We start from the raw sequence: 18,764 nt of genomic DNA, 5'->3' as shown, positions 1-18,764 counted from the left end.
GGGCGGGCACCGGCGCGAAGTGAATGCCGTCGTGCCAGCGAAGGCCTGCCCTCTCCCCCAACCCCTCTCCCGCAGGCGGGAGAGGGGAGCGGACCGGCGCGGTGCGGACCACGTCGCGCTGGACGGAGCCGACGATGCACCAACTCCGAGCGCCAAGCACACGGTCTTGGCTCCCTCTCCCCGCATGGGGAGAGGGTGGGGGTGAGGGGTGGTTTAGCAAGGTGCCACATCCAACGAAGCCAACGGTGTGATCCAGCACGCGAGCGCAAAGACGAAGCCGACGGTGTGATCCCAGCCACTGCGGCACAGCCAGCGCCCGCCCTCACCCCCAACCCCTCTCCCGCAGGCGGGAGAGGGGAGCAAACCGTCGCGGCGCAAATCCCGTAGGCCGGCCGGAGCCGCCGGAACGCACCCAGGCCGGCGGCATCGGCAACACCTGCGCGAGACCGGACGGCATATGTGACGCCCTGGCCCAGGCGCCGGGCTACAATCCGGCATGACCTCGAGCCAGACCCCCCAGCCGTCCGACGGCACCCCCTTCTCCCGCCTGCCCCTGTCGCCCGCCACGCTGGCGACGCTGGCGCAGCTCGGTTACCAGGACATGACGCCGATCCAGGCCGCCGCGCTGCCGCTGGCGCTGGCCGGCCACGACCTGATCGCGCAGGCCAAGACCGGCAGCGGCAAGACCGCCGCCTTCGCGCTGGCGCTGCTGCAACGGCTCGATGCGCGCAGCTTCGCCACCCAGGCGCTGGTGCTGTGCCCCACGCGCGAGCTGGCCGAGCAGGTGACGCAGGAGATCCGCCGGCTGGCGCGCGGTGCCGACAACGTCAAGGTGCTGACCTTGTGCGGCGGCACGCCGATGCGCCCGCAGGTGGAGAGCCTGGCCCACGGCGCGCATATCGCCGTCGGCACGCCGGGCCGCATCCTGGACCACCTGCAGCGCGGCACGCTGCAGCTCGACGCGCTCAACACGCTGGTGCTCGACGAAGCCGACCGCATGCTCGACATGGGCTTCTTCGACGATATCGCCATGGTCGCGAGCGCCTGCCCGAAGGCGCGCCAGACGCTGCTGTTCTCGGCCACCTATCCGGATGGCATCGCCAAGCTGAGCCGGCAGTTCCTGCGCGAGCCGCGCGAAGTGAAGCTGGTCGAGCAGCACGCCGGCGACACCATCCGCCAGCGCTTCTATGAAGTCGAGGAGGGCGAGCGCCTGGCCGCCGTGGGCCGCCTGCTCGACCATTTCCGTCCGGCCAGCACGCTGGCGTTCTGCAATACCAAGGCGCGCTGCCGCGACCTGGTCGAACTGCTGCGCGCGCAGGGCTTCCAGGCGCTGGCGCTGCATGGCGAGCTGGAGCAGCGCGAGCGCGACCAGGTGCTGGTGCAGTTCGCCAACCGCAGCTGCTCGGTGCTGGTGGCCACCGACGTGGCGGCGCGCGGGCTGGACATCGCGCAGCTCGAGGCGGTGATCAACGTCGACGTCACGCCCGATCCCGAGGTGCACGTCCACCGCATCGGCCGTACCGGGCGCGCCGGCGAGGACGGCTGGGCCTTCAGCCTGGCCAGCCTGGGCGAGATGGGCCGCGTCGGCTACATCGAGCAGGCGCAGGGCACCGAGGTGGTCTGGCATCCGCTGGCCGAGCTGACGCCGGCCAGCCCCGAGCGGCTGCTGCCGCCGATGGTCACGCTGCAGATCCTGGGCGGGCGCAAGGAGAAGATCCGCCCTGGCGACGTGCTGGGCGCGCTGACCGGCGACGCCGGCTTCAGCAAGGAGCAGATCGGCAAGATCAACGTGATGGAGATGTCGACCTACGTGGCGGTGGACCGCGCCATCGGACGCGAGGCGATGCGCCGGCTCAACGACGGCAAGCTGAAGGGGCGCAAGGTCAAGGTGCGCATGCTGACCGAGTAAGCCGTTCCGGCCGGCGCGCCGGCGCCGCACACTCAGGTGCGGAAACCGATGCGTTTGTGGGTGCCGTCGCAGAAGGGCTTGTTGCCCGAATGCCCGCAGCGGCACAGCCACGCTTCCTCCATGCGGTCGATCAGCCGGCCGCTTGCGCCCACCAGTTCCAGGTTGCCTTTCACGTGCAGCGGCCCGTTCGGGATCGGGTGGACCGCCAGCGGCCCGCCGCTGCTGGCCAGCACGGCGCAGGGGCCGGGTGGCATGTCTCCCGGTGCCTGGAAGCCGTTCTCGGCATGGCTGCCGTCGCACAGGGGTTTGCGATGCGAGCCGCCGCAGCGGCACAGGCTGACGCGCAGGCCGGCTGGCCGGCCGTCGATCAGCACCGGCGCTCGCACGGCCAGCGGGCCGTTTTCGCACAGACGGACGATATTGACGAGCGTGGCTTCGCTCGCGCCGGCGGCCGCTGGCGCGGCCGTGGAGGCGGGCTTGCCCGCGGCGGTTTCGCTGGCCATGGATGGCGTCTCCTGGTTGCCGCGCGGTGGTCTTTCCGTTATAGCGCCTGACCCCGGCCTTGGGGCAGGAGAATTTCGCCCGCGATCACTCGATCGCGACCGCACCACCACCGCACCACCACCGCACCACCACCGCACCACCACCGCACCACCACCGCACCTCGACCGCACCTCGACCGCACCACGGTCGTGACACGGTCGTGACATGCGGGGCGCGGCGGTCAGCCGCCGAGCCGCACCACATAGCCTTCGCGCGGCTCCGCGCGCCCTTCGGCCAGGCTGGCGATGCGCTCGCGCGCGGCCGCGAAGCCTTGCTCGCGCTCCAGCGTGAGCCAGCCGTGGGCGGGTTCCCTGGCATGGTCGATGAATTGCTGCTGTGCCGCATGGAAACGCCGGTTGACCTCCTCCGGCCCCCAGTCCGCGTTGCGCTTGCGGATCTGCACGGGGGCGAAGAAGAACGCCGGTGCCGGTCCCGGCAAGGCAGCCTCGCGCAGAAAGCCGGTGTTCTGCGCCGAGCCGGCGTAGCAGTCGTAGACCAGCGCATCGCCGAGGTGGCGGTGCACGCGTTCGCGCAGGGCTTCGTCGCCGGAGAAGTCGACGTAGAGCGTGGGCGTGGCGGTATCGATCGATTCGAGTGCGGCATAGTCGCTCACCGCGCCGTAGCAGCCCAGGCCGGCGACGAAGCCGCGGTGGCGCGGCGAGGTCAGCGCGTGCAGCGCGAGGCCGGCCTGTCCGCGCAGGCAGAAGGCGGTGCCGTAGGCGGTCTTGCTGGAGGCGCTGGAGAACAGCAGCCGGGTGGCGCCGAAGAAGCCGTTGTCGGCGAGGAAGTCGGCCAGCATGAAGGAGGTGAGGAAGAGCGGGCGGTACAGCATCTGGTAGTCCTCCAGCTCGCGCCGGTAGGCGGCATCCTGGCTGACCCGGGTGTACTGGTTGTAGGCCGAGGTCAGCGTGCGGCGGTGCGCGCTGGCGTCGTAGAAGCCGCGCGGCGTGACCCGCTCGGGCTGCATGCGCACGTGGCTGGCGATGGGGAAGTAGCCGTAGAAGCGCTCTCCGGCCTCGATGCCCGGCACGCCCGAGGCGACCACGTCGGCGAAGCCCCAGACCGGCATCTGGCCCCAGCCGGCCTGGCCGGTGGGGAAGAACTGCCAGTACTGCATGGCCTCGCCGAAGGCGGCATAGGTGATGTTGTTGGTGGTCAGGGCGAAGCGGTCCAGCCTCAGCAGGACCTCGCCCGCGGCCGCGCCGGCGGGCTCTTGCGCGGCTTCCAGCCGGCTCTCGTTTAAGGCATCCTTGCGCGTGAGCAGCCGCGTCACCTCGAGCTGCCCGTCCGTCTGCGCGTCCCTGTGCGCATCCCTGTGCGCGGGCGCCTGCACCATCGTCTCCGTTGCCATGCCTGCCGTCATCTCTCTCTCCTGGTTGCCGCGCCCGGCCCCTGCGGCCGGTGCGCCCTGTCATCGATGACTCGACTGTATCGCCGCGCCGGCCGCGCCGGGTTCGGAAACGCCGCGGCCACGGACGGCGCGGCCGCACGCCCGGCCAGGCCGCTCAAGCGGCCGTCCCAGCAGCGCGCGCGCTTCACCGTGGCGGCCATCTACGAGGCCTTTGTTCGGATCTGGCAGGCGCGCGGCTGGGCCGGCGTGACCACGCGCGCGGTGGCGCTGGAGGCGGGGTGCTCGGTGGGCACCTTGTACGAATACTTCCCCAACAAGGAAGCCCTGCTGTCGGGTTTCGTGCGCCATGCCATCGAGCGGCTGCTGGCGCGCATCGAGGACGAGGCGGCGCACGCGCCGGCCGCGGACTGGCGCGAACGGGTGGGGCGCCTGGTGCGCTTGTGCTGCAGCGCGGAGGACGGCGCCTGGACCGCCTACGACCGCGACATGATGGCGCTCGAGGCGCGCATCGCCGAGCCCAAGCACCACCAGCGCTTCTTCGAGGAGCTGTGCGCGGCGTGGCTGCGGGTGCTGGCCGCCTGCCCGGACCTGCCGCGCCAGCCGGACGCGGCCGTGGTGGCCAGCCTGGCGCAGGCCGTCTGGGGCGCGCGCCGCTACCGCCTGCTGCTGGCGCCGGTGCCGCCGGCCAGCGACTGGGCGCTGCAGATGGAGCGCTTCTGTGTACTGGCGCTGGAGCAGGCCTGCGGCATTGGTGCCGGGCCACCCCCCGGGCCACACCCCGGGCCGCACCCCAGGCCGCAATGAAGCGGTGCCCGCGCGTGCCCGCCGGAGCGGCCGGCCGCGCGATGGGGGGGCCTCCCGCCGGGCGCGGCATCGGGGGGAGCGGGCCACGCACCGTGGCGCGGTTACAAAGAATCGCCTGCGTCACCCTGCAAGGCGGCGCCAACCTTTGCTAATCTGGAGAAACGAGGCGGCGGCACATCGGGGGAGGGCCCCGTCCGCGCTCCGGCCAGGGCCGGGGTGGGCAGCACTACTCTCTGGGCGCGACAACAAGGAGTCGGGGATGAAAACCGCACGACAGGTTCTGGAAGCGAAGTCCAGCCAGGCGATCTTCAGCATCCAGCCGGGGGCCACGGTCTATTCGGCGCTGCAGCTCATGGCGGAGAAGGGTATCGGCGCACTGCTGGTGATGGAGTACGGCAAGATCGTCGGCATCCTCAGCGAGCGCGATTACGCGCGCAAGGTGATCCTGATGCAGCGCACCTCGCGCGATACGCTGGTGCGCGAGATCATGACCACGGCCGTGATCTACGTGCGCGGCGACCAGAGCACCGACGAGTGCATGGCGCTGATGACCGAGCACCGGCTGCGCCACCTGCCGGTGATGCAGGGCGAGGACCTGATCGGCATGCTGTCGATCGGTGACCTGGTCAAGGACATCATCTCCGAACAGCGCTTCATCATCGAGCAACTCGAGCACTACATCACGGGGACGCATAGCTGACGTCCCGGGCGCCGCACAGCGCTGCGCGCAAGCCGGCCGCCCGGGAGCGGCCGGCGGGTCCCGCCGGTTCCTTCCCGCCTGCCGCTCTTTCACACCTCCGTCTTCCGTCTTTCGTCTTTCGTCTTTCGTCTTTCGTCTTTCGTCTTTCGTTCTTCGCCCCGTCCTGCGTTTCGTCTTCTGCTGCGCCGAGCCGCCGCCTGCTCGTGGCCGGCTTCAGGGCAGCGTGCCGAAGCGCACCCCGTGCGCCGCGAGGTAGCGCCGGTAGGCGCTCGCCATGCGGTCGGCCGGCTGCGGCACTTCCACGCCGGTGGCCAGCGGCAGGCGGCGCGGCCGCTGCGATTCCACGATGGGCTGGTCCTGCAGGAAGATGGTGTCCTGGAAGGCGCGCAGGCTGGCGTCGTCGTCCTCGCTGACCAGCGACATGACGAACCACACGCGGCTGGCCTCCGGCTCGCGCGGGCAGATGAACAGCGCGATGGCGGCGCGGTGGTCGTCGCCGAGGTCGGGCACCTTGGTCAGCACGGCGGTATAGGGCGCCACCACGCGGTATTCGTACTCGACCATGGCGCCGCCCTCGGCGCTGGCATGCGAGCGCGGCTGCCAGGCGCGGCAGCCGATGGTGCGCAGCGCGTCGGGCGCGCGCGGGTCGCCGCTGGCCTCGACCTCGTAGGGCGGCACCTCGGTGTGCTCGGGATCGCCGAGGTAGCCGTCATGGACGTAGCCGAAGTGGGCCATGTCGAGGAAGTTCTCCACCAGGCGCGGGGCCGAGGTGGCGACATCGTAGGGTCCGGCGATGACCTGCCGGCAGCCCGCTGCGCCGGATTCGGGAAAGGGCGGCAGCGCGGGGGGCGGCGCTGCGCCGTCGCCGGCGCGGGCCAGGCGCACCCACAGCAGGCCGTAGGCCTCGCGCACCGCATGGGTGACGGCGCAGGCGCGCGGGGCGGGCACCAGTCCGGGATGGGCGGGATAGCGCGTGCAGCGCCCGCTGCTCTCGAAGCGCCAGCCATGGTAGCCGCAGCGCAGCAGGCCGTCCTGCACCCGGCCCAGCGTGAAGGCGGCGCCGCGGTGCGGGCAGCGGTCGTCCCAGGCATGCCAGCCATCGGCATTGCGCCACAGCACCAGGTCGCGCTCGAGCAGGCGCACGGGATAGGGGCCGTCGCCATCGGCGTGCTCCAGCGCGAGGACGGGGTGCCACTGATCGTGTTCCGGGCCGGTGGCGTCCTGGCCGGCCGCCACCGCGGCATGTTGCGGGGCGGCTTGGGGGTGGTCTTGCGGACGGTCTTGCGGGTGTGCGCTCATGCCGGGATCCTGCCTTCGACGCCGGCCACGTAATAGTTCATCGCCAGCAAGGCCGCGTCGTCGGCGCTGGCGCCCGCGGCGAGCACGGTCTTGCCGGTGTTGTCCTGCAGCGGGCCGCGGAAGATGGCGGCATTGCCCTGCGCGACGATGGCCTGGCGATGGCTGGCCAGGCTGGCGCGGACCGCGGCCGGCAGCTTGTCGTCGAGCGAGACCAGGTCGTTCATCTCCTGCTTGATGCCCCACCAGGTGGTGGCGGGCTGCCAGCGGCCCGCCAGCAGGTCGCCCACGGTCTGCTTGTAATAGACGCCCCAGTTGAAGACCGCCGAGGCCAGGTGCGCCCTGGGCCCGAAGCGCGACATGTCGGAATCCCAGCCGAAGGCGCGCAGGCCCTTTTCCTCGGCGTACTGCAGCACGGCCGGCGAATCGGTGTTCTGGATCAGCACATCGGCGTGCTGGGCGGCCAGCGCTCCCGCCGCCTCGCGCTCCCTGCCGGGGTCGAACCACTTGTTGACCCAGACCACCTTGACCACCGCCTTCGGGTTGACGGCGCGCGCGCCCAGCGTGAAGGCATTGATATTGCGGATCACTTCCGGGATGGGCACCGCGCCGACGAAGCCCAGCACGTTGCTGCGCGTCATCTGGCCGGCGATGACCCCGGCCAGGAAGGCCGGCTCGTGCATGCGGCCGGCGTAGACGCCCAGATTGGACGCGGTCTTGTAGCCGGTGGCGTGCTCGAAGCGCACCTCGGGGAATTGCCTGGCGATCTTCAGCATCGGTTCCATGTAGCCGAAGCTGGTGCCGAAGATCAGTTGCTTGCCCTGGCTGGCGAGATCGAGGAAGACGCGCTCGGCCTCGGCACCGCTTTCGGGCACGTTTTCCACGTAAGTGGTGCGGATACGGTCGCCGAAGGCCTCGATCAGGGCCTGGCGTCCGCGCTCGTGGGCATAGGTCCAGCCGGCATCGCCGACCGGGCCGAGGTAGACGAAGCCGATCTCCAGCGGCTTGCCGGTGACGGCGGCCGCGGCAGCAGGCGCGGACGCGGCCTCGGCGGCGGAGGCGGGCGCCGCGGCGGGCACGTCTTCCTTGCGGCCGCAGGCGGCGAGGGGGGCGGCGGCCAGCGCGGCGGACCATTGCAGCAGGCGGCGGCGGGTGAGCGTCATGGGGTCTCCTGTGAGGGCCGGGAAGCCGGCGCGTCGGTTACGCCACAGGGCGAGCAAGCGCTGTGCCAGCGCGGCCGCGCGCTCCCGCCTGGCGATGGCACGGCCCAGCCCATGCCGTGGCACCATCCATCCGCCCGGATTGGTACCAACGCGATAGCCGCTGCACGCATATAATTATGCGTTCACTGAATAAGCAGGCGGCCAGCGCCACCGTATCCGCACCCGGATGCGCCGGCGGGCGGGAGATCCCGCGTCTCGCCATGCCTTCGCAGCCGTTGGCTGCATCTTGACGGCAGTTCCCCCGATGTCAACGTCTTCCTCCCCCTCCGCCCCAGCCGCGGAGTCCGCCGCGCCCGTGCACGACCACCAGGCCGTGATGCGCGTGATCGGCGGCATCGTACTGTGCATCCTGCTGGCCGCCCTCGACCAGACCGTGGTGATCCCGGCGGTGCCGGCGATCGCCGCCGACCTCAACGGTTTCGGCCACCTGTCGTGGATCGTGACCGCCTACCTGATCGTGTCGACGGTGACCACGCCGCTGTACGGCAAGCTGTCCGACCATTTCGGCCGGCGCCGCCTGCTGCTGGCGGCGATCGCCCTGTTCATGCTGGCCTCGGTGGCCTGCGCCATGGCGCAGTCGCTGGGACAGCTGATCCTGTTCCGCGCGCTGCAGGGCGTGGGCGGCGGCGGCCTGATGTCGCTGGCGCAGGCGGCCATCGCCGACGTGGTGGCGCCGCGCCAGCGCGGCCGCTACCAGGGCTACCTGGCCACGGTGTGGGCGGTGGCGTCGATCGCCGGGCCGCTGGTGGGCGGCTGGGTGTCGGACCATATGTCCTGGCGCTGGCTGTTCTGGATCAACGTGCCGCTCGGCCTGCTGGCCATGCTGATGTGCCACCGGGGCCTGGCGCGGCTGGCGCTGCCGCGCGCCGGCGGCCGGCTGCGCGTCGACTGGCTGGGTGCCATGCTGCTGACGGTGGCCATCGTCACCTTCCTGCTCGCCATGAGCTGGGGCGGCGACCTGTTCGACTGGCTGTCGCCGGAAATGGGCGGGCTCGCCCTGGCCACGCTGGCGGCGCTGGCGGCCCTGGCCTGGCAGGAGCGCCGCGCCGCCGATCCGATGCTGCCGCCGCGGCTGTTCGCCAACCGTGCCTACGTGCTGGGCGCGGCGGCTTCGGCGCTGGCCGCCCTCGACATCTTCCTGTGCATCTTCGCCCTGCCGCTGCAGTTCCAGCTGGTGCGCGGCGCCGACGCCTCGCTGTCCGGCCTGCTGGTGGTGCCCTTCCTGCTGGCGACGGTGGCCGGCAATTTCATCGTGGCCTGGCTGGCGCCGCGCCTGGGCCGCCTGCGCGGCCTGCTGGTGGCGGGCCTGGCCGCCGCCGTGGTGGGCCTGGCCGTGCTGGCCGTGGTGCCGGCGACGATCCCGCTGCCGGTGGTGCTGCTGGCCATGGTGGTGGCCGGTGTCGGCCTCGGCGTGGCCATGGTGGGCACGCTGATGAATGTGCAGAACGCGCTGGAGCGCCGCGACATGGGTGCCGGCACCGGCGCCCTGCTGGTGCTGCGCTCGCTCGGCAGCGCCTTCGGCGGCGCGCTGGCCGGCACGCTGCTGACGCTGGAGTTCCGCCGGGCCCAGGCCGCGGCCGGACTGCCGGCCGAACTGGACCTGGGCGCGCTGCGCCACGGCAGCGAGGCGCTGGCGCAGCTTGCGCCGGCCGTGCGCGACGCGCTCGGCGCGGGAGTGGCCTCCGGATTCCACCTGATCTTCGCCGCCGGCGCCGCCGCCGCGCTGCTGGCCCTGCTGATCGCGCGCCGCGGTCCCGACGTGGAACTGCGCAGCAGCGTGACCGAGCACGCCGCCACCCTGGCGATGGAGTGAGGCGGGCGGCGCGCGGCGCCGTCGCGGCTGCCTGGCGCGCCTTGCCTCCTGCGCGTCCGCGCTTCCGCGCTTTTGCGCCGGTGCGACGGTGCGACGGTGCGCGGCCGCGCACCGGCCGGCATACACTACAGGGCAAACCGACTTCCGGAGCCCCCGCCATGCACGCGTTCCCCCTTGCCCTGCCGCGCGCGCGCCGCGCCGCGCCCGCCGCCAGCCTGCCGGTCCTGCTCGGCGCCACCCTGCTGGCCCTGGCCGCCGCCGCGCTGCCGCGTGCGGCCGCGGCGGCGGACCAGCCCGCGGCCGCACCTGCCGGCGCCCGTCCGGGCACCTGTCCCGCCGCCCTGAACTTCCGCTTCCCGCGCCTGCAGGACGAGGCGCCGCAGGATCTCTGCCAGTACGCCGGCAAGGTGGTGCTGGTGGTCAACACGGCCAGCTATTGCGGATTCACGCCGCAGTACGAAGGCCTGGAAGCCCTGTACAGCAAATACCGCGAGCGCGGCCTGGTGGTGCTCGGCTTCCCCTCCAACGATTTCTCGCAGGAGCCGGGCTCGGCCAAGGAGATCGCCGAGTTCTGCTACAACACCTACGGCGTCAAGTTCCCGATGCTGGGCAAGAGCCATGTGCGCGGCAGCGAGGTCAATCCGATGTATGCGCTGCTGGCCAAGGAGACCGGCACCGCGCCGAAGTGGAACTTCTACAAATACCTGATCGACCGCAACGGACGGGTGGTGGCCAGCTTCAACAGCCTGACCAAGCCCGACGAGGCGCCCTTCGTCGCCCGCATCGAGCAGTTGCTGGACGCATCGCGATAGCGCGCGCGGCCGCCGCGCGCGCCGCTTGACCTGCGTCAAGCCGGCGCCGCGCCCGCCGCATTAGCCTCGACGCTTTGCGCGCCACCGGCCGCCCCCGTCGGCGCCGTTCCCCGGGGAGGCGGCGCGGGCGAGGAAGCGAGACGATGGCAATCACGCTCTACGAGGCGGACGGGCACAGCTGCCTGATGTTCGCCGACCTGGTCGAGGAGGAGCACGGCGAGGTCGTGCAGACCAACCAGTTCCTGGTGGTGGACCATGGCCACGGCGCCCTGATCGACCCTGGCGGCCACATGACCTACGGCGAGCTCTATCTCGCCATCAGCCGCTACTTCCCGCCCAAGCAGCTGGACTACGTGCTGGCCTCGCACGCCGACCCCGACATCGTCGCCTCGGTCGGGCGCTGGCTGACCGCGTCCGACAGCAAGGTGCTGATCTCGCGCGTGTGGGCCCGTTTCCTGCCGCATTTCTGCCAGGCTGGCAAGACTGCCGGGCGCATCGTCACGCTGCCCGACCCGGGCGCCGCCATCCCGCTCGGGCATTGCCACCTGCTGGCGGTGCCGGCCCACTTCCTGCATTCGGAAGGCAACTTCCAGTTCTACGACCCGGTCAGCAAGATCCTGTTCTCGGGCGACCTGGGCGCGGCCATGACCAGCGCGGCCGAGGCCGGCACCGTGGTGACCGACTTCGATGCCCACGTCGCCGCGATGCTGCCCTTCCACCAGCGCTACATGAGCGGCAACCGCGCCTGCCGGCTGTGGGCCGGGATGGCGCGCGGCCTGGACATCGAATGGATCGTGCCGCAGCACGGTCCGCCGCTGCGCGGCAAGGCGATGGTGGCGCGCTTCATCGACTGGGTGGGCTCGCTGGCCTGCGGGCTGGACCTGCTGACCCAGGAGCACTACCGGGTGCCGCGCGTGCCCGGCGCCCACTGAGGCCAGGGCCGGCGCCGGCACGCGCTCCGCTTCAGTCCTTGGCCAGGCCCTCGGCCACCAGCGCCTCGCGTACCTTGGGGCGGGCCGCCACGCGCGCCAGGTAGGCCTGCAGCGAGGGATAGGCGCCCAGCGGGAGGCCGAGCATATTGGCCCAGTTGACCACGGTGAAGCAGTAGGCGTCGGCCACCGTGAAGGTATCGCCCATCAGGTATTCGCGCCGCGCCAGGTGCGCGTCGAGCTCGGCGAAGCGCAGCGCCAGCTTGGCCTTGCAGTCCTCGCGCGTGCTGGCGGCGGTTTCCTTGTGCCACAGCCAGGGGCTGAACACCTTGTGCAGCTCGGTGGCCACCAGCGCCAGCCAGCCGACCGCCTCCATGCGCTCGGGCGTGCCGGGCGCCGGCAGCAGGGCGCGCTCGGGCACGCGGTCCGCCACGTATTCGAGCAGGGCCACGCCCTCGGTGTGGCGCGAGCCGTTGTCGAGCTGCAGCAGCGGCACGTAGCCGCGCGGGCTGATGGCATAGAAATCGTCGCTGCCGTTCTCGGGCTCGGCCAGCTTGTGCGTGGCGAGGTCGACGCGGGCCAGCGTGAAGGGCAGGCCGGCCTCGCGCAGGGCGATGTGAGTGGCGAGCGAGCAGGCGCCGGGCGTGTAGTAGAGCTTCATGTCGGGTTCCGGTTGGCGTTGATTGGCGGAGCGGTGGCGCGCGTGCACGGCAGGGGCGGCGCCTGTTCCGGTGGCCGGGCTTGTGGCGGCAACCGGAGCAGTCTAGGATTGCGGGCCCGCAATCGCAATGCGCATCGCCGCAAATCATGGCTGCAAACTCGCAATACCAGCTGACGCCGGCCGACCTCGACGCAGTGCTCGCGCTGGTGCGCGGCGGCACGCTGGCCGAGGCCGGGCGCCGCCTCGGGGTCGACGCCTCGACCGTGTTCCGCGTGCTGCAACGGGTGGAGAAGGGGCTGGGCCGGCGCCTGTTCGAGCGCAGCCGCGCGGGCTACCTGGCCACCGAACTGGCGCAGCAGTTCGCCCAGCATGCCGAGCGCATCGAGGCCGAGCTGGAGGCCGCGCGCGGCCATGCCGCGGGCAGCGCCGGCACCTTGAGCGGCCTGGTGCGCATCTCCACCACCGACACCGTGCTGCATGCGCTGCTGCTGCCTGCGCTGAGCGATTTCGGCCGCGCCCATCCCGGCCTGCGTTTCGAGCTGGCGGCCACCAACGAACTGGCCAGCCTGAGCCGGCGCGATGCCGACATCGCCGTGCGCGCCACGCGCCAGCCGCCGCCGCACCTGATCGGCCGCCGCCTCGGCCCGCTGCGCGTGGCCGTGTTCGCCGCACGCGGGCTGGCCGAGCAGGTCGCGCCGCTGCCGGCGCAGCAGGACGGCGCGGCGGCGGCGCCCGGCTGGGACGCTGCCGCACTGTCGGCGCTGCCGTGGATCGGGCCCGACGAGGCGCTGCCAGAACATCCCTCGGTGCGCTGGCGCCGCAAGCACCTGCCGCGCGTGGTGCCGCAGTACGGTGTCAACAGCATCGGCAGCCTGGCCGAAGCGGTGGCGGCCGGCCTGGGCGCGGGCGTGATCTCGCTGGCCATCGCCGCGCGCAGCCCGCACCTGGTGGCGCTGACGCCGGCGCTGGAGCCCTGCGAGACCGACCTGTGGCTGCTGACCCATCCCGAGTCGCGCCACCTGCGCCGCATCGCCGCGGTGGTGACGCATCTGGCCGCGCGCATTGCCGTGCCCGAATAGGGAGGGCGGATCGTCACGCCGGGTAGCGCAGGACAGGCCCGTGCCGCCGTGGCCAGCGGCACGATCGTTCGATCCCGCAGTCCCGCAGTCCCGCAGTCCCGCAGTCCCTCAGTCCAGCAGGCGCGCCAGCGCCGGCGGCAGGCCCACGTTCGGCTTGCGCGGCGGCCGCGCGAAACTGCCCTCGCGCGCACCGCGCGGCGCCAGCGCGACCAGCGATTCGCAATGCCGCACCGCGCTCGACACGCCGTCCACCACCGGCACCGGGATGCGCTCCTTCAGCTCGCGCGCCAGACCCGCCAGCGGTGCGCCGGCGACGATGATCACATCGGCGCCATCCTCGCGCACCGCCTGCAGGCTCAACTGTTCCAGCCGTGCGGCGTGGTCCTGCTGCACGCTGCCGATGTCGCGCAGCGGCTCCTGCAGCGAACGCACACTCGCCAGGCGCGACGTCAGGCCGTTGGCCGCCACGCATTCGCGGTACCAGGCTTCGATGCGGTGCGAGATGGCGATGATGGAGAAGCGCTGGCCGAGCAGGCAGGCGCTGGCCAGCGCCGCTTCGGTCATGCCGACCACCGGCACGTCGAACAGCTCCTTGAGCCCGGCCAGGCCGGGATCGCCGAAGGCCGCCACCACCAGGCCGTCGAAGCGGCCCGCATGCTCGGCGGCGGCGCAGGCGGTGGCGTAGCCGCCGACCAGGGCTTCGAAGCGGGTTTCGATGTAGGCGACGCCGAAGGGGGCGGTGGCCATCGTGATCCGGGTGCCTTGGGAGAGGCTGCGCCTGGCTTCGGCTTCGATCAGGTCGGTGACGGATTGGGAGGTGTTGGGGTTGATGATGAGGAGTTGCATGATGGGGGCTCCTTGTTTTGTTTGGGGGCTTGGTTTGCTGGTGTTCTTGGGTTTGGTTTCGGGTGGTGTCGGTTTGCGTGGCAAGGGCTTGAATCGGTTTCTGTGACTCTGTGCTTGTGTTCGGGCGGTGTTGGTTTGCGAGGCAACGGCCTGTTTCGACTCCCCTGCGGGGAGCCGACCTACTTTCTTTGTCTCGCCAAAGAAAGTAGGCAAAGAAAGGCGACCCGGGTGCGGCGACCCCCCCTCGCGAATTAGCCCCGGCCGCCGCGCCCGTCCGAACTCGCGGCCTGCGGCCGCTCAAACAGCGGACGGGCTTCATCGGCGGCCGGGGCTAATTCGCGAGGCGCCGCACACGGGAGGGAAAGGCCAAACCGTTGGTACGCGAACGGGCTCGCTTTCGCGTAGCGGCCAAGCTCGCTAAGGCTTCGTGTTCGGCCAGCTCGCTGGCCGAACATTTCCTCCTGAAGTACGGCGAAGCGTGACGCACAGAAGCCAAAAGCCAAGCCATCGGATTGCCAACCAGTTTGCTGTTCGCGTGACGGCCTGATCTGGTGAACGTTCGTGTTCGGCCAGCGAGCTGGCCGAACACCCGTCACCCGAAGCGAAGCGAGGCGTGGCATCTTTTCCCTGCCGTGTGCGGCGCCTCGCGTGCTGAGGCAAAGAGCGGAAAAGAGGGCCCCCTGTCTGAGGATCGCCTTAAGGCGATCCGAGTTGGGGCCCGGCCGCTCTTTGCCTCAGCACGCGAGGGGGTTTTAAGCCGCACCCGGCGCGCCTTCTTTGCCTACTTTCTTGGGCAAGACCAAGAAAGTAGGTCGGCTCCCCCGCAGGGGGAGTCGAAACAGGTTGTTGCCACGCATATCAACACCGCCCGAAGACAAGCAATGAGTCACGAGAGCCGAAACAGGCCGTTGCCTCGCAAACCGAAATCGCCCGAACCAACACGACAAGCGTCAAGTCACGAGAGCCGAAACAGGCCGTTGCCCCGCAAACCGACACCGCCCGAACCAAGCATCGAACCCCCTCAATCCATCACCGGCACCCCCGCCGCCAAAAACCTCCCCCGCCCCGCCAGGGGCTCCAGATACCTCCCCCCCTCCACCAGCATCTCGCCCCGCGAGAAACAGTGCACCGGCCACCCGGTCACCTCGATCCCCTCATAAGGCGTGTAGTCCACCGCATGATGCAGCTCCGCATTGGCGATGCGCACCTTGCGCGCCGGGTCCCACAGCACGATGTCGGCATCGGCGCCGACCGCGATGGTGCCCTTGCGCGGGTACAGGCCGTACAGCCGCGCCGGCCGGTAGGAGGTCAGGGCGACGAACTGGTGCAGTGTCAGCTTGCCGCGCGCGATGCCGTCGAACAGCAGAGGCAGCCGCGTCTCGATGCCGGGCACGCCGTTGGGGATATGGTCGAAGGACGGGCGTTCGCCGCCAGGCTGCTTGCCGGCCGGGTCGTCGTAGTTGAAGGGCGCGTGGTCGGAGGAGAACACGCTGAACACGCCGCCGGCCAGCGCGCGCCAGACCGCGGCCTGGTTCTCGAAGTCGCGCGGTGGCGGGCTGCACACGCACTTGGCACCTTCATAGCCATGGTCGCCGGACAGGCCCATGTCATCGGCGGTCAGGTAGAGGTACTGCGGGCAGGTCTCGGCGAGGATGCGCAGGCCGCGGCCCTGGGCCCAGCGGATCTGTTCGATGGCTTCCTGGCCGGAGACGTGCACGATCAGGATGGGCACGTCGACCAGTTCGGCGAAGGTGATGGCGCGGTGGGTGGCTTCGCGCTCGACCGCGGCCGGGCGGGCCAGGCCGTGGAAGCGCGGGGCGATGCGTCCTTCGCCGATCAGCTTGTCGGTGAGCCAGGAGATGCAGTCGGCGTTTTCCGCGTGCACCATCACCAGCGCGCCGTTCTCCTTGGCCACCTCGAGCACCGACAGCATCTCGCGGTCGGACAGCTTGAGGTCGTCGTAGGTCATGTAGACCTTGAACGAGGTGTAGCCGCGGCGGATCAGCGCGGGCAGTTCCTCGCGCAGCACCTTCGGCGTGGGGTCGGCGACGATCAGGTGGAAGCCGTAGTCGGCCACGGCGCGTCCTTCGGCGCGGCGGTGGTAGTCGTCCACCGCGGCCTGCAGCGAGCCGCCTTTCTCCTGCGCGGCGAAGGGGATCACGGTGGTGGTGCCGCCGCACACGGCGGCGCGCGTGCCGGTGAAGAAATCGTCGGCCATGCGCAGGCCGTCGGGCATCGGCTGGTCGAGGTGGCAGTGGCCGTCGACGCCGCCGGGCAGCGCGAGCAGGCCGGTGGCATCCACTTCGCGCGCGCCGCGCGGCAGGTCGTGGCCGAGCACCGCGATGCGGCCGTCGCGTACGCCGATGTCGCACTGGAAGCGGTCCGATGCGGTCACCACGTCGGCGTTGCGGATGACGAGATCGAGGGTGTCGTGGGCGGGCATGGTCTGGTCTCCTGTTGCTGTCGTTGCCTGTCGTTGCCTGTCTGCGGCGCGGGCCTATTCGACTTCGCGGAAGAGCCGGCCCCAGCCGGCCAGCGCGCGCGTGTCCACGCCGGCCAGGCGCAGCGATTTCCACACCACGGTGGCGATGGTGTCGTACACCGGGATGCCGGTCTCCGCCTCGAGCGCTTCCACCAGGTGGGCCGCGCGCAGGTTGGTGCAGAAGGTGGTGATGGCCTGCGGGCGCGTCTGCGCCAGCTCGCGCACCATGCGCGCGATGGTGGCTTCCTCGACCTCGGCGAAGCTGTAGTTGACGTGCAGGTCGAGGTGGCGCTCGGCCACGCAGTCGAAGCCGCTGCGCGCGTAGTTGGCGACGATGCGCTGCTGCACGTCGGCCAGGTAGGGCGTGGCCAGGCCGAAGCGGCGTGCCCCGGTCTTGTCGAGGATCTCGTTGAGCGCCAGCACCGAGGTGGTGGCGGGGATGCCGGTGGCCTCGGTGATCTGGCGGCACAGCGCTTCGTCGCGCTCGAAGCCGAGCCAGCCGGACGAGGTGCCGTTCCAGCCGATCACGTCGACGCGCGCATCGGCCAGCAGTTGCGCCGCGCCCAGGATCTTGTCGAGGTCGAACTGTCCCAGGGCCTGGTCGCGCAGCGAGATCTCGGTGACGGTGAAGCGCGAGAAATGCGCGCTGACACCCGGCAGGCCGCTCACCATGGCGCTGGTGATCGGTTCCAGCGCGGTGTTGGAGGACGGCGTCAGCATGCCGAGGCGGATGGGTTTGCTCATGGTTCTGCTCTCAGGAGGTGGCGCGCGGTCGCGGCCGGGAGGGCCGCGCCGCCGCGTTTGTCGTTGTCTCTGTCGTGGAGGTGCCGGGGGGCGCCGGCCGTGGCCGGCGCGGCGTCACACCGGCAGCTTCTTCTCGTAGTCGATGGCGGTCGAGGCGATCAGCAGGCCCACGCCGGCGGCGGCGAAGAACATCAGCGCCAGGAAGTAGGAGCCGGTGTACTGCACGATCATGCCGACGATGATGGGCACCGAGATGCCGCCGATATTGCCGCCCAGGTTCATCACGCCGCCGAGGAAGCCCACCTTGTCGCGGGTGCCGAGGATGGACGGGATGCACCAGAACAGGCCGCACCAGCGCAGGAAGAACAGCGTGGACGACAGCAGCGCCACCACCACCACCGCGTCCTTGACGTAGGCGACCGAGAAGATCGACACGGTGGCCACCACCGCGGCGATGCCGAACAGGGTGCGCATCACGCGGTTGGGCGAGCCGCCGGCGGCCTTCCACTTGTCGGCGATCCAGCCGCCGATCAGTTCGCCGACGAAGCCGGAGAAGAAGATGATGAAGCTGGCGCCGCCCATGGCCTTGATGTCGAAGCCGTGCACCTTGTTCAGGTAGTTCGGCATCCAGGTCAGCAGGCCGTAGAACACGGTGTTGAAGCACATCCAGCCGAGCGCCATGCACCACACCGAGCGGTACTTGAAGAAGTCGAGCGAGCGGCCCGACAGGTTGGCGGGTTCGGCGCGGTGCTCGCTGGCCTGGGCCTCCTCGATGTACTTCGCCTCGATCTCGTTGACGCCCTTGTGTTCGCGCGGATGGTTGCGGATGTAGTACCAGGCCCACATCCCGGCCAGCACCGTGCCGCCGCCGGCCACCACGAAGGACAGCCGCCACGAGCCCAGCGCGGTGATCAGCCAGGTGATGAGGATGGCGCCCAGCGCCGCGCCCAGCGGCGCGCCGCCGTCGAGCAGGGTGGCGCCGCGGCCGCGCTCGTTCTGCGTCATCCAGATCGCGTTGAGCTTGCCGCCGGCCGGGTAGATCGGCGCTTCCGCCGCGCCCAGTCCCAGGCGCGTCAGCAGCAGCGCGGTGGAACTGGTGCAGACCGCGGCCAGGGCCTGGAAGGCACCCCAGAACACGGTGGCGGTGGCGATCACGATGCGCGGCTTGTACTTGTCGGCCAGCATGCCGCCGGGCACCTGCATCAGGGCATAGGTCCAGAAGAAGGCGCTGAGGATCAGGCCCTGCATGGTCGGGCTGAGGTCGAATTCCTTGGCGATCAGCGGCATCGCCACCGAAAGCGAGGCCCGGTCGATGTAGTTGATCGCGATGAGGAACAGCATCATCAGGAAGATCTTCCAGCGCACGGAGCTCCTGGTCTCCGCGAGCGCGCCGGCCCGGCTGGTGGTTTGCATGACGTTTGTCTCCTAGGTTCCTTGGGGTGGAAGGGGGGCTGTTATGGAATGGGTGTCGCGCAACAGGCCGGAGTATAGGATACGTAATCTGTAATTACAATCTATGTAAGTTACTGATTTTATTATGATGCAAGCGCACATTTTTGGTGTGTGATAGCC

16 protein-coding genes are annotated in these 18,764 nt (G+C 70.5%); 7 read left to right on the top strand and 9 right to left on the bottom strand.

The window, feature by feature from the left end; translation table 11 throughout:
* Window positions 1–496 precede the first annotated feature (496 nt).
* On the top strand, window positions 497–1,909 hold the full coding sequence (gene dbpA / locus BKK79_RS10240; RefSeq protein WP_071037636.1) for an ATP-dependent RNA helicase DbpA: 1,413 nt from the start codon (window positions 497–499) through the stop codon (window positions 1,907–1,909).
* Window positions 1,910–1,941: 32 nt separating this feature from the next.
* Here the strand turns inward: dbpA and BKK79_RS42295 are convergent, their stop codons facing one another.
* Window positions 1,942–2,412, bottom strand: coding sequence for a CDGSH iron-sulfur domain-containing protein (locus BKK79_RS42295; RefSeq protein ID WP_071010647.1), 471 nt, complete (start codon window positions 2,410–2,412; stop codon window positions 1,942–1,944).
* Window positions 2,413–2,633: 221 nt separating this feature from the next.
* Window positions 2,634–3,788 (bottom strand): DUF2855 family protein, encoded by a 1,155-nt coding sequence (locus BKK79_RS10230; protein WP_084084886.1) that lies wholly within the window; start codon window positions 3,786–3,788, stop codon window positions 2,634–2,636.
* Between the two features lie 81 nt (window positions 3,789–3,869).
* Between BKK79_RS10230 and BKK79_RS10225 the strand changes: the two genes are divergently transcribed.
* Complete coding sequence (locus BKK79_RS10225) at window positions 3,870–4,607, top strand: TetR/AcrR family transcriptional regulator (RefSeq protein WP_083383904.1); 738 nt, start codon at window positions 3,870–3,872, stop codon at window positions 4,605–4,607.
* Window positions 4,608–4,866: 259 nt separating this feature from the next.
* A complete protein-coding gene (locus BKK79_RS10220; protein WP_071010648.1) occupies window positions 4,867–5,307 on the top strand; it encodes a CBS domain-containing protein in 441 nt (146 codons plus the stop codon).
* A 213-nt stretch (window positions 5,308–5,520) separates the two neighbouring features.
* Here the strand turns inward: BKK79_RS10220 and BKK79_RS10215 are convergent, their stop codons facing one another.
* A complete protein-coding gene (locus BKK79_RS10215; protein ID WP_084084633.1) occupies window positions 5,521–6,606 on the bottom strand; it encodes an aromatic ring-hydroxylating oxygenase subunit alpha in 1,086 nt (361 codons plus the stop codon).
* Window positions 6,603–7,766, bottom strand: a complete 1,164-nt coding sequence (locus BKK79_RS10210; RefSeq protein WP_071037635.1) for a BMP family ABC transporter substrate-binding protein — start codon at window positions 7,764–7,766, stop codon at window positions 6,603–6,605. Before BKK79_RS10210 ends, BKK79_RS10215 begins: the two co-directional genes overlap by 4 nt.
* Window positions 7,767–8,142: 376 nt before the next feature.
* Here BKK79_RS10210 and BKK79_RS10205 point away from each other — a divergent pair, with 376 nt between their 5' ends.
* The 3 genes from BKK79_RS10205 (at window position 8,143) to BKK79_RS10195 (ending at window position 11,383) form a co-directional block, all read left to right on the top strand.
* Complete coding sequence (locus tag BKK79_RS10205; protein ID WP_071038492.1) at window positions 8,143–9,639, top strand: MDR family MFS transporter; 1,497 nt, start codon at window positions 8,143–8,145, stop codon at window positions 9,637–9,639.
* A gap of 158 nt (window positions 9,640–9,797) precedes the next feature.
* Window positions 9,798–10,451: a glutathione peroxidase gene (locus tag BKK79_RS10200; RefSeq protein ID WP_084084631.1), complete on the top strand. Its 654-nt coding sequence runs from the start codon at window positions 9,798–9,800 to the stop codon at window positions 10,449–10,451.
* A gap of 143 nt (window positions 10,452–10,594) precedes the next feature.
* Window positions 10,595–11,383 carry an MBL fold metallo-hydrolase gene (locus BKK79_RS10195; protein WP_071010650.1) on the top strand — a complete coding sequence of 263 codons (789 nt, stop codon included), beginning with the start codon at window positions 10,595–10,597 and terminating at the stop codon, window positions 11,381–11,383.
* 31 nt (window positions 11,384–11,414) lie between these two features.
* Here BKK79_RS10195 and gstA read toward each other — a convergent pair whose 3' ends face one another.
* Complete coding sequence (gene gstA / locus BKK79_RS10190; protein WP_071010651.1) at window positions 11,415–12,041, bottom strand: glutathione transferase GstA; 627 nt, start codon at window positions 12,039–12,041, stop codon at window positions 11,415–11,417.
* Window positions 12,042–12,187: 146 nt separating this feature from the next.
* On the opposite strand from gstA, the gene BKK79_RS10185 reads away from it, so the two are divergent.
* On the top strand, window positions 12,188–13,120 hold the full coding sequence (locus BKK79_RS10185; protein WP_071010652.1) for a LysR family transcriptional regulator: 933 nt from the start codon (window positions 12,188–12,190) through the stop codon (window positions 13,118–13,120).
* Window positions 13,121–13,228: 108 nt separating this feature from the next.
* On the opposite strand, the gene BKK79_RS10180 is transcribed toward BKK79_RS10185, so the two are convergent.
* The 4 genes from BKK79_RS10180 to BKK79_RS10165 all read right to left on the bottom strand — a co-directional run bounded on the left by BKK79_RS10180 (window position 13,229) and on the right by BKK79_RS10165 (window position 18,605).
* The gene (locus tag BKK79_RS10180; RefSeq protein WP_071010653.1) at window positions 13,229–13,966 is read right to left on the bottom strand and encodes an aspartate/glutamate racemase family protein; all 738 of its coding nucleotides are present in this window, start codon (window positions 13,964–13,966) and stop codon (window positions 13,229–13,231) included.
* Between the two features lie 1,021 nt (window positions 13,967–14,987).
* Window positions 14,988–16,409 carry a dihydropyrimidinase gene (gene hydA, locus BKK79_RS10175; RefSeq protein ID WP_071010654.1) on the bottom strand — a complete coding sequence of 474 codons (1,422 nt, stop codon included), beginning with the start codon at window positions 16,407–16,409 and terminating at the stop codon, window positions 14,988–14,990.
* A gap of 54 nt (window positions 16,410–16,463) precedes the next feature.
* On the bottom strand, window positions 16,464–17,192 hold the full coding sequence (locus BKK79_RS10170) for a maleate cis-trans isomerase family protein (protein ID WP_071010655.1): 729 nt from the start codon (window positions 17,190–17,192) through the stop codon (window positions 16,464–16,466).
* A 114-nt stretch (window positions 17,193–17,306) separates the two neighbouring features.
* On the bottom strand, window positions 17,307–18,605 hold the full coding sequence (locus BKK79_RS10165) for an MFS transporter (protein ID WP_071010656.1): 1,299 nt from the start codon (window positions 18,603–18,605) through the stop codon (window positions 17,307–17,309).
* Window positions 18,606–18,764: the final 159 nt, after the last annotated feature.

Source organism: Cupriavidus sp. USMAA2-4 (genome assembly GCF_001854305.1).
Taxonomy (GTDB): Bacteria; Pseudomonadota; Gammaproteobacteria; order Burkholderiales; family Burkholderiaceae; genus Cupriavidus; species Cupriavidus malaysiensis.
Note: the sequence above shows the minus strand (reverse complement) of the source record. Positions and strands in the feature narration are given on the sequence as shown.

Excerpts from the sequence above, each read along its gene's own strand:
- dbpA (WP_071037636.1), top strand. The coding sequence starts at position 497 with ATGACCTCGAGCCAGACCCCCCAGCCGTCCGACGGCACCCCCTTCTCC.
- BKK79_RS10225 (WP_083383904.1), top strand. The coding sequence starts at position 3,870 with ATGACTCGACTGTATCGCCGCGCCGGCCGCGCCGGGTTCGGAAACGCC.
- BKK79_RS10165 (WP_071010656.1), bottom strand. The coding sequence starts at position 18,605 with ATGCAAACCACCAGCCGGGCCGGCGCGCTCGCGGAGACCAGGAGCTCC.
- BKK79_RS10170 (WP_071010655.1), bottom strand. The coding sequence starts at position 17,192 with ATGAGCAAACCCATCCGCCTCGGCATGCTGACGCCGTCCTCCAACACC.
- BKK79_RS10220 (WP_071010648.1), top strand. The coding sequence starts at position 4,867 with ATGAAAACCGCACGACAGGTTCTGGAAGCGAAGTCCAGCCAGGCGATC.
- BKK79_RS10200 (WP_084084631.1), top strand. The coding sequence starts at position 9,798 with ATGCACGCGTTCCCCCTTGCCCTGCCGCGCGCGCGCCGCGCCGCGCCC.
- BKK79_RS10230 (WP_084084886.1), bottom strand. The coding sequence starts at position 3,788 with ATGGTGCAGGCGCCCGCGCACAGGGATGCGCACAGGGACGCGCAGACG.
- BKK79_RS10195 (WP_071010650.1), top strand. The coding sequence starts at position 10,595 with ATGGCAATCACGCTCTACGAGGCGGACGGGCACAGCTGCCTGATGTTC.
- hydA (WP_071010654.1), bottom strand. The coding sequence starts at position 16,409 with ATGCCCGCCCACGACACCCTCGATCTCGTCATCCGCAACGCCGACGTG.
- BKK79_RS10210 (WP_071037635.1), bottom strand. The coding sequence starts at position 7,766 with ATGACGCTCACCCGCCGCCGCCTGCTGCAATGGTCCGCCGCGCTGGCC.
- BKK79_RS42295 (WP_071010647.1), bottom strand. The coding sequence starts at position 2,412 with ATGGCCAGCGAAACCGCCGCGGGCAAGCCCGCCTCCACGGCCGCGCCA.
- BKK79_RS10205 (WP_071038492.1), top strand. The coding sequence starts at position 8,143 with ATGCGCGTGATCGGCGGCATCGTACTGTGCATCCTGCTGGCCGCCCTC.
- gstA (WP_071010651.1), bottom strand. The coding sequence starts at position 12,041 with ATGAAGCTCTACTACACGCCCGGCGCCTGCTCGCTCGCCACTCACATC.
- BKK79_RS10180 (WP_071010653.1), bottom strand. The coding sequence starts at position 13,966 with ATGCAACTCCTCATCATCAACCCCAACACCTCCCAATCCGTCACCGAC.
- BKK79_RS10185 (WP_071010652.1), top strand. The coding sequence starts at position 12,188 with ATGGCTGCAAACTCGCAATACCAGCTGACGCCGGCCGACCTCGACGCA.
- BKK79_RS10215 (WP_084084633.1), bottom strand. The coding sequence starts at position 6,606 with ATGAGCGCACACCCGCAAGACCGTCCGCAAGACCACCCCCAAGCCGCC.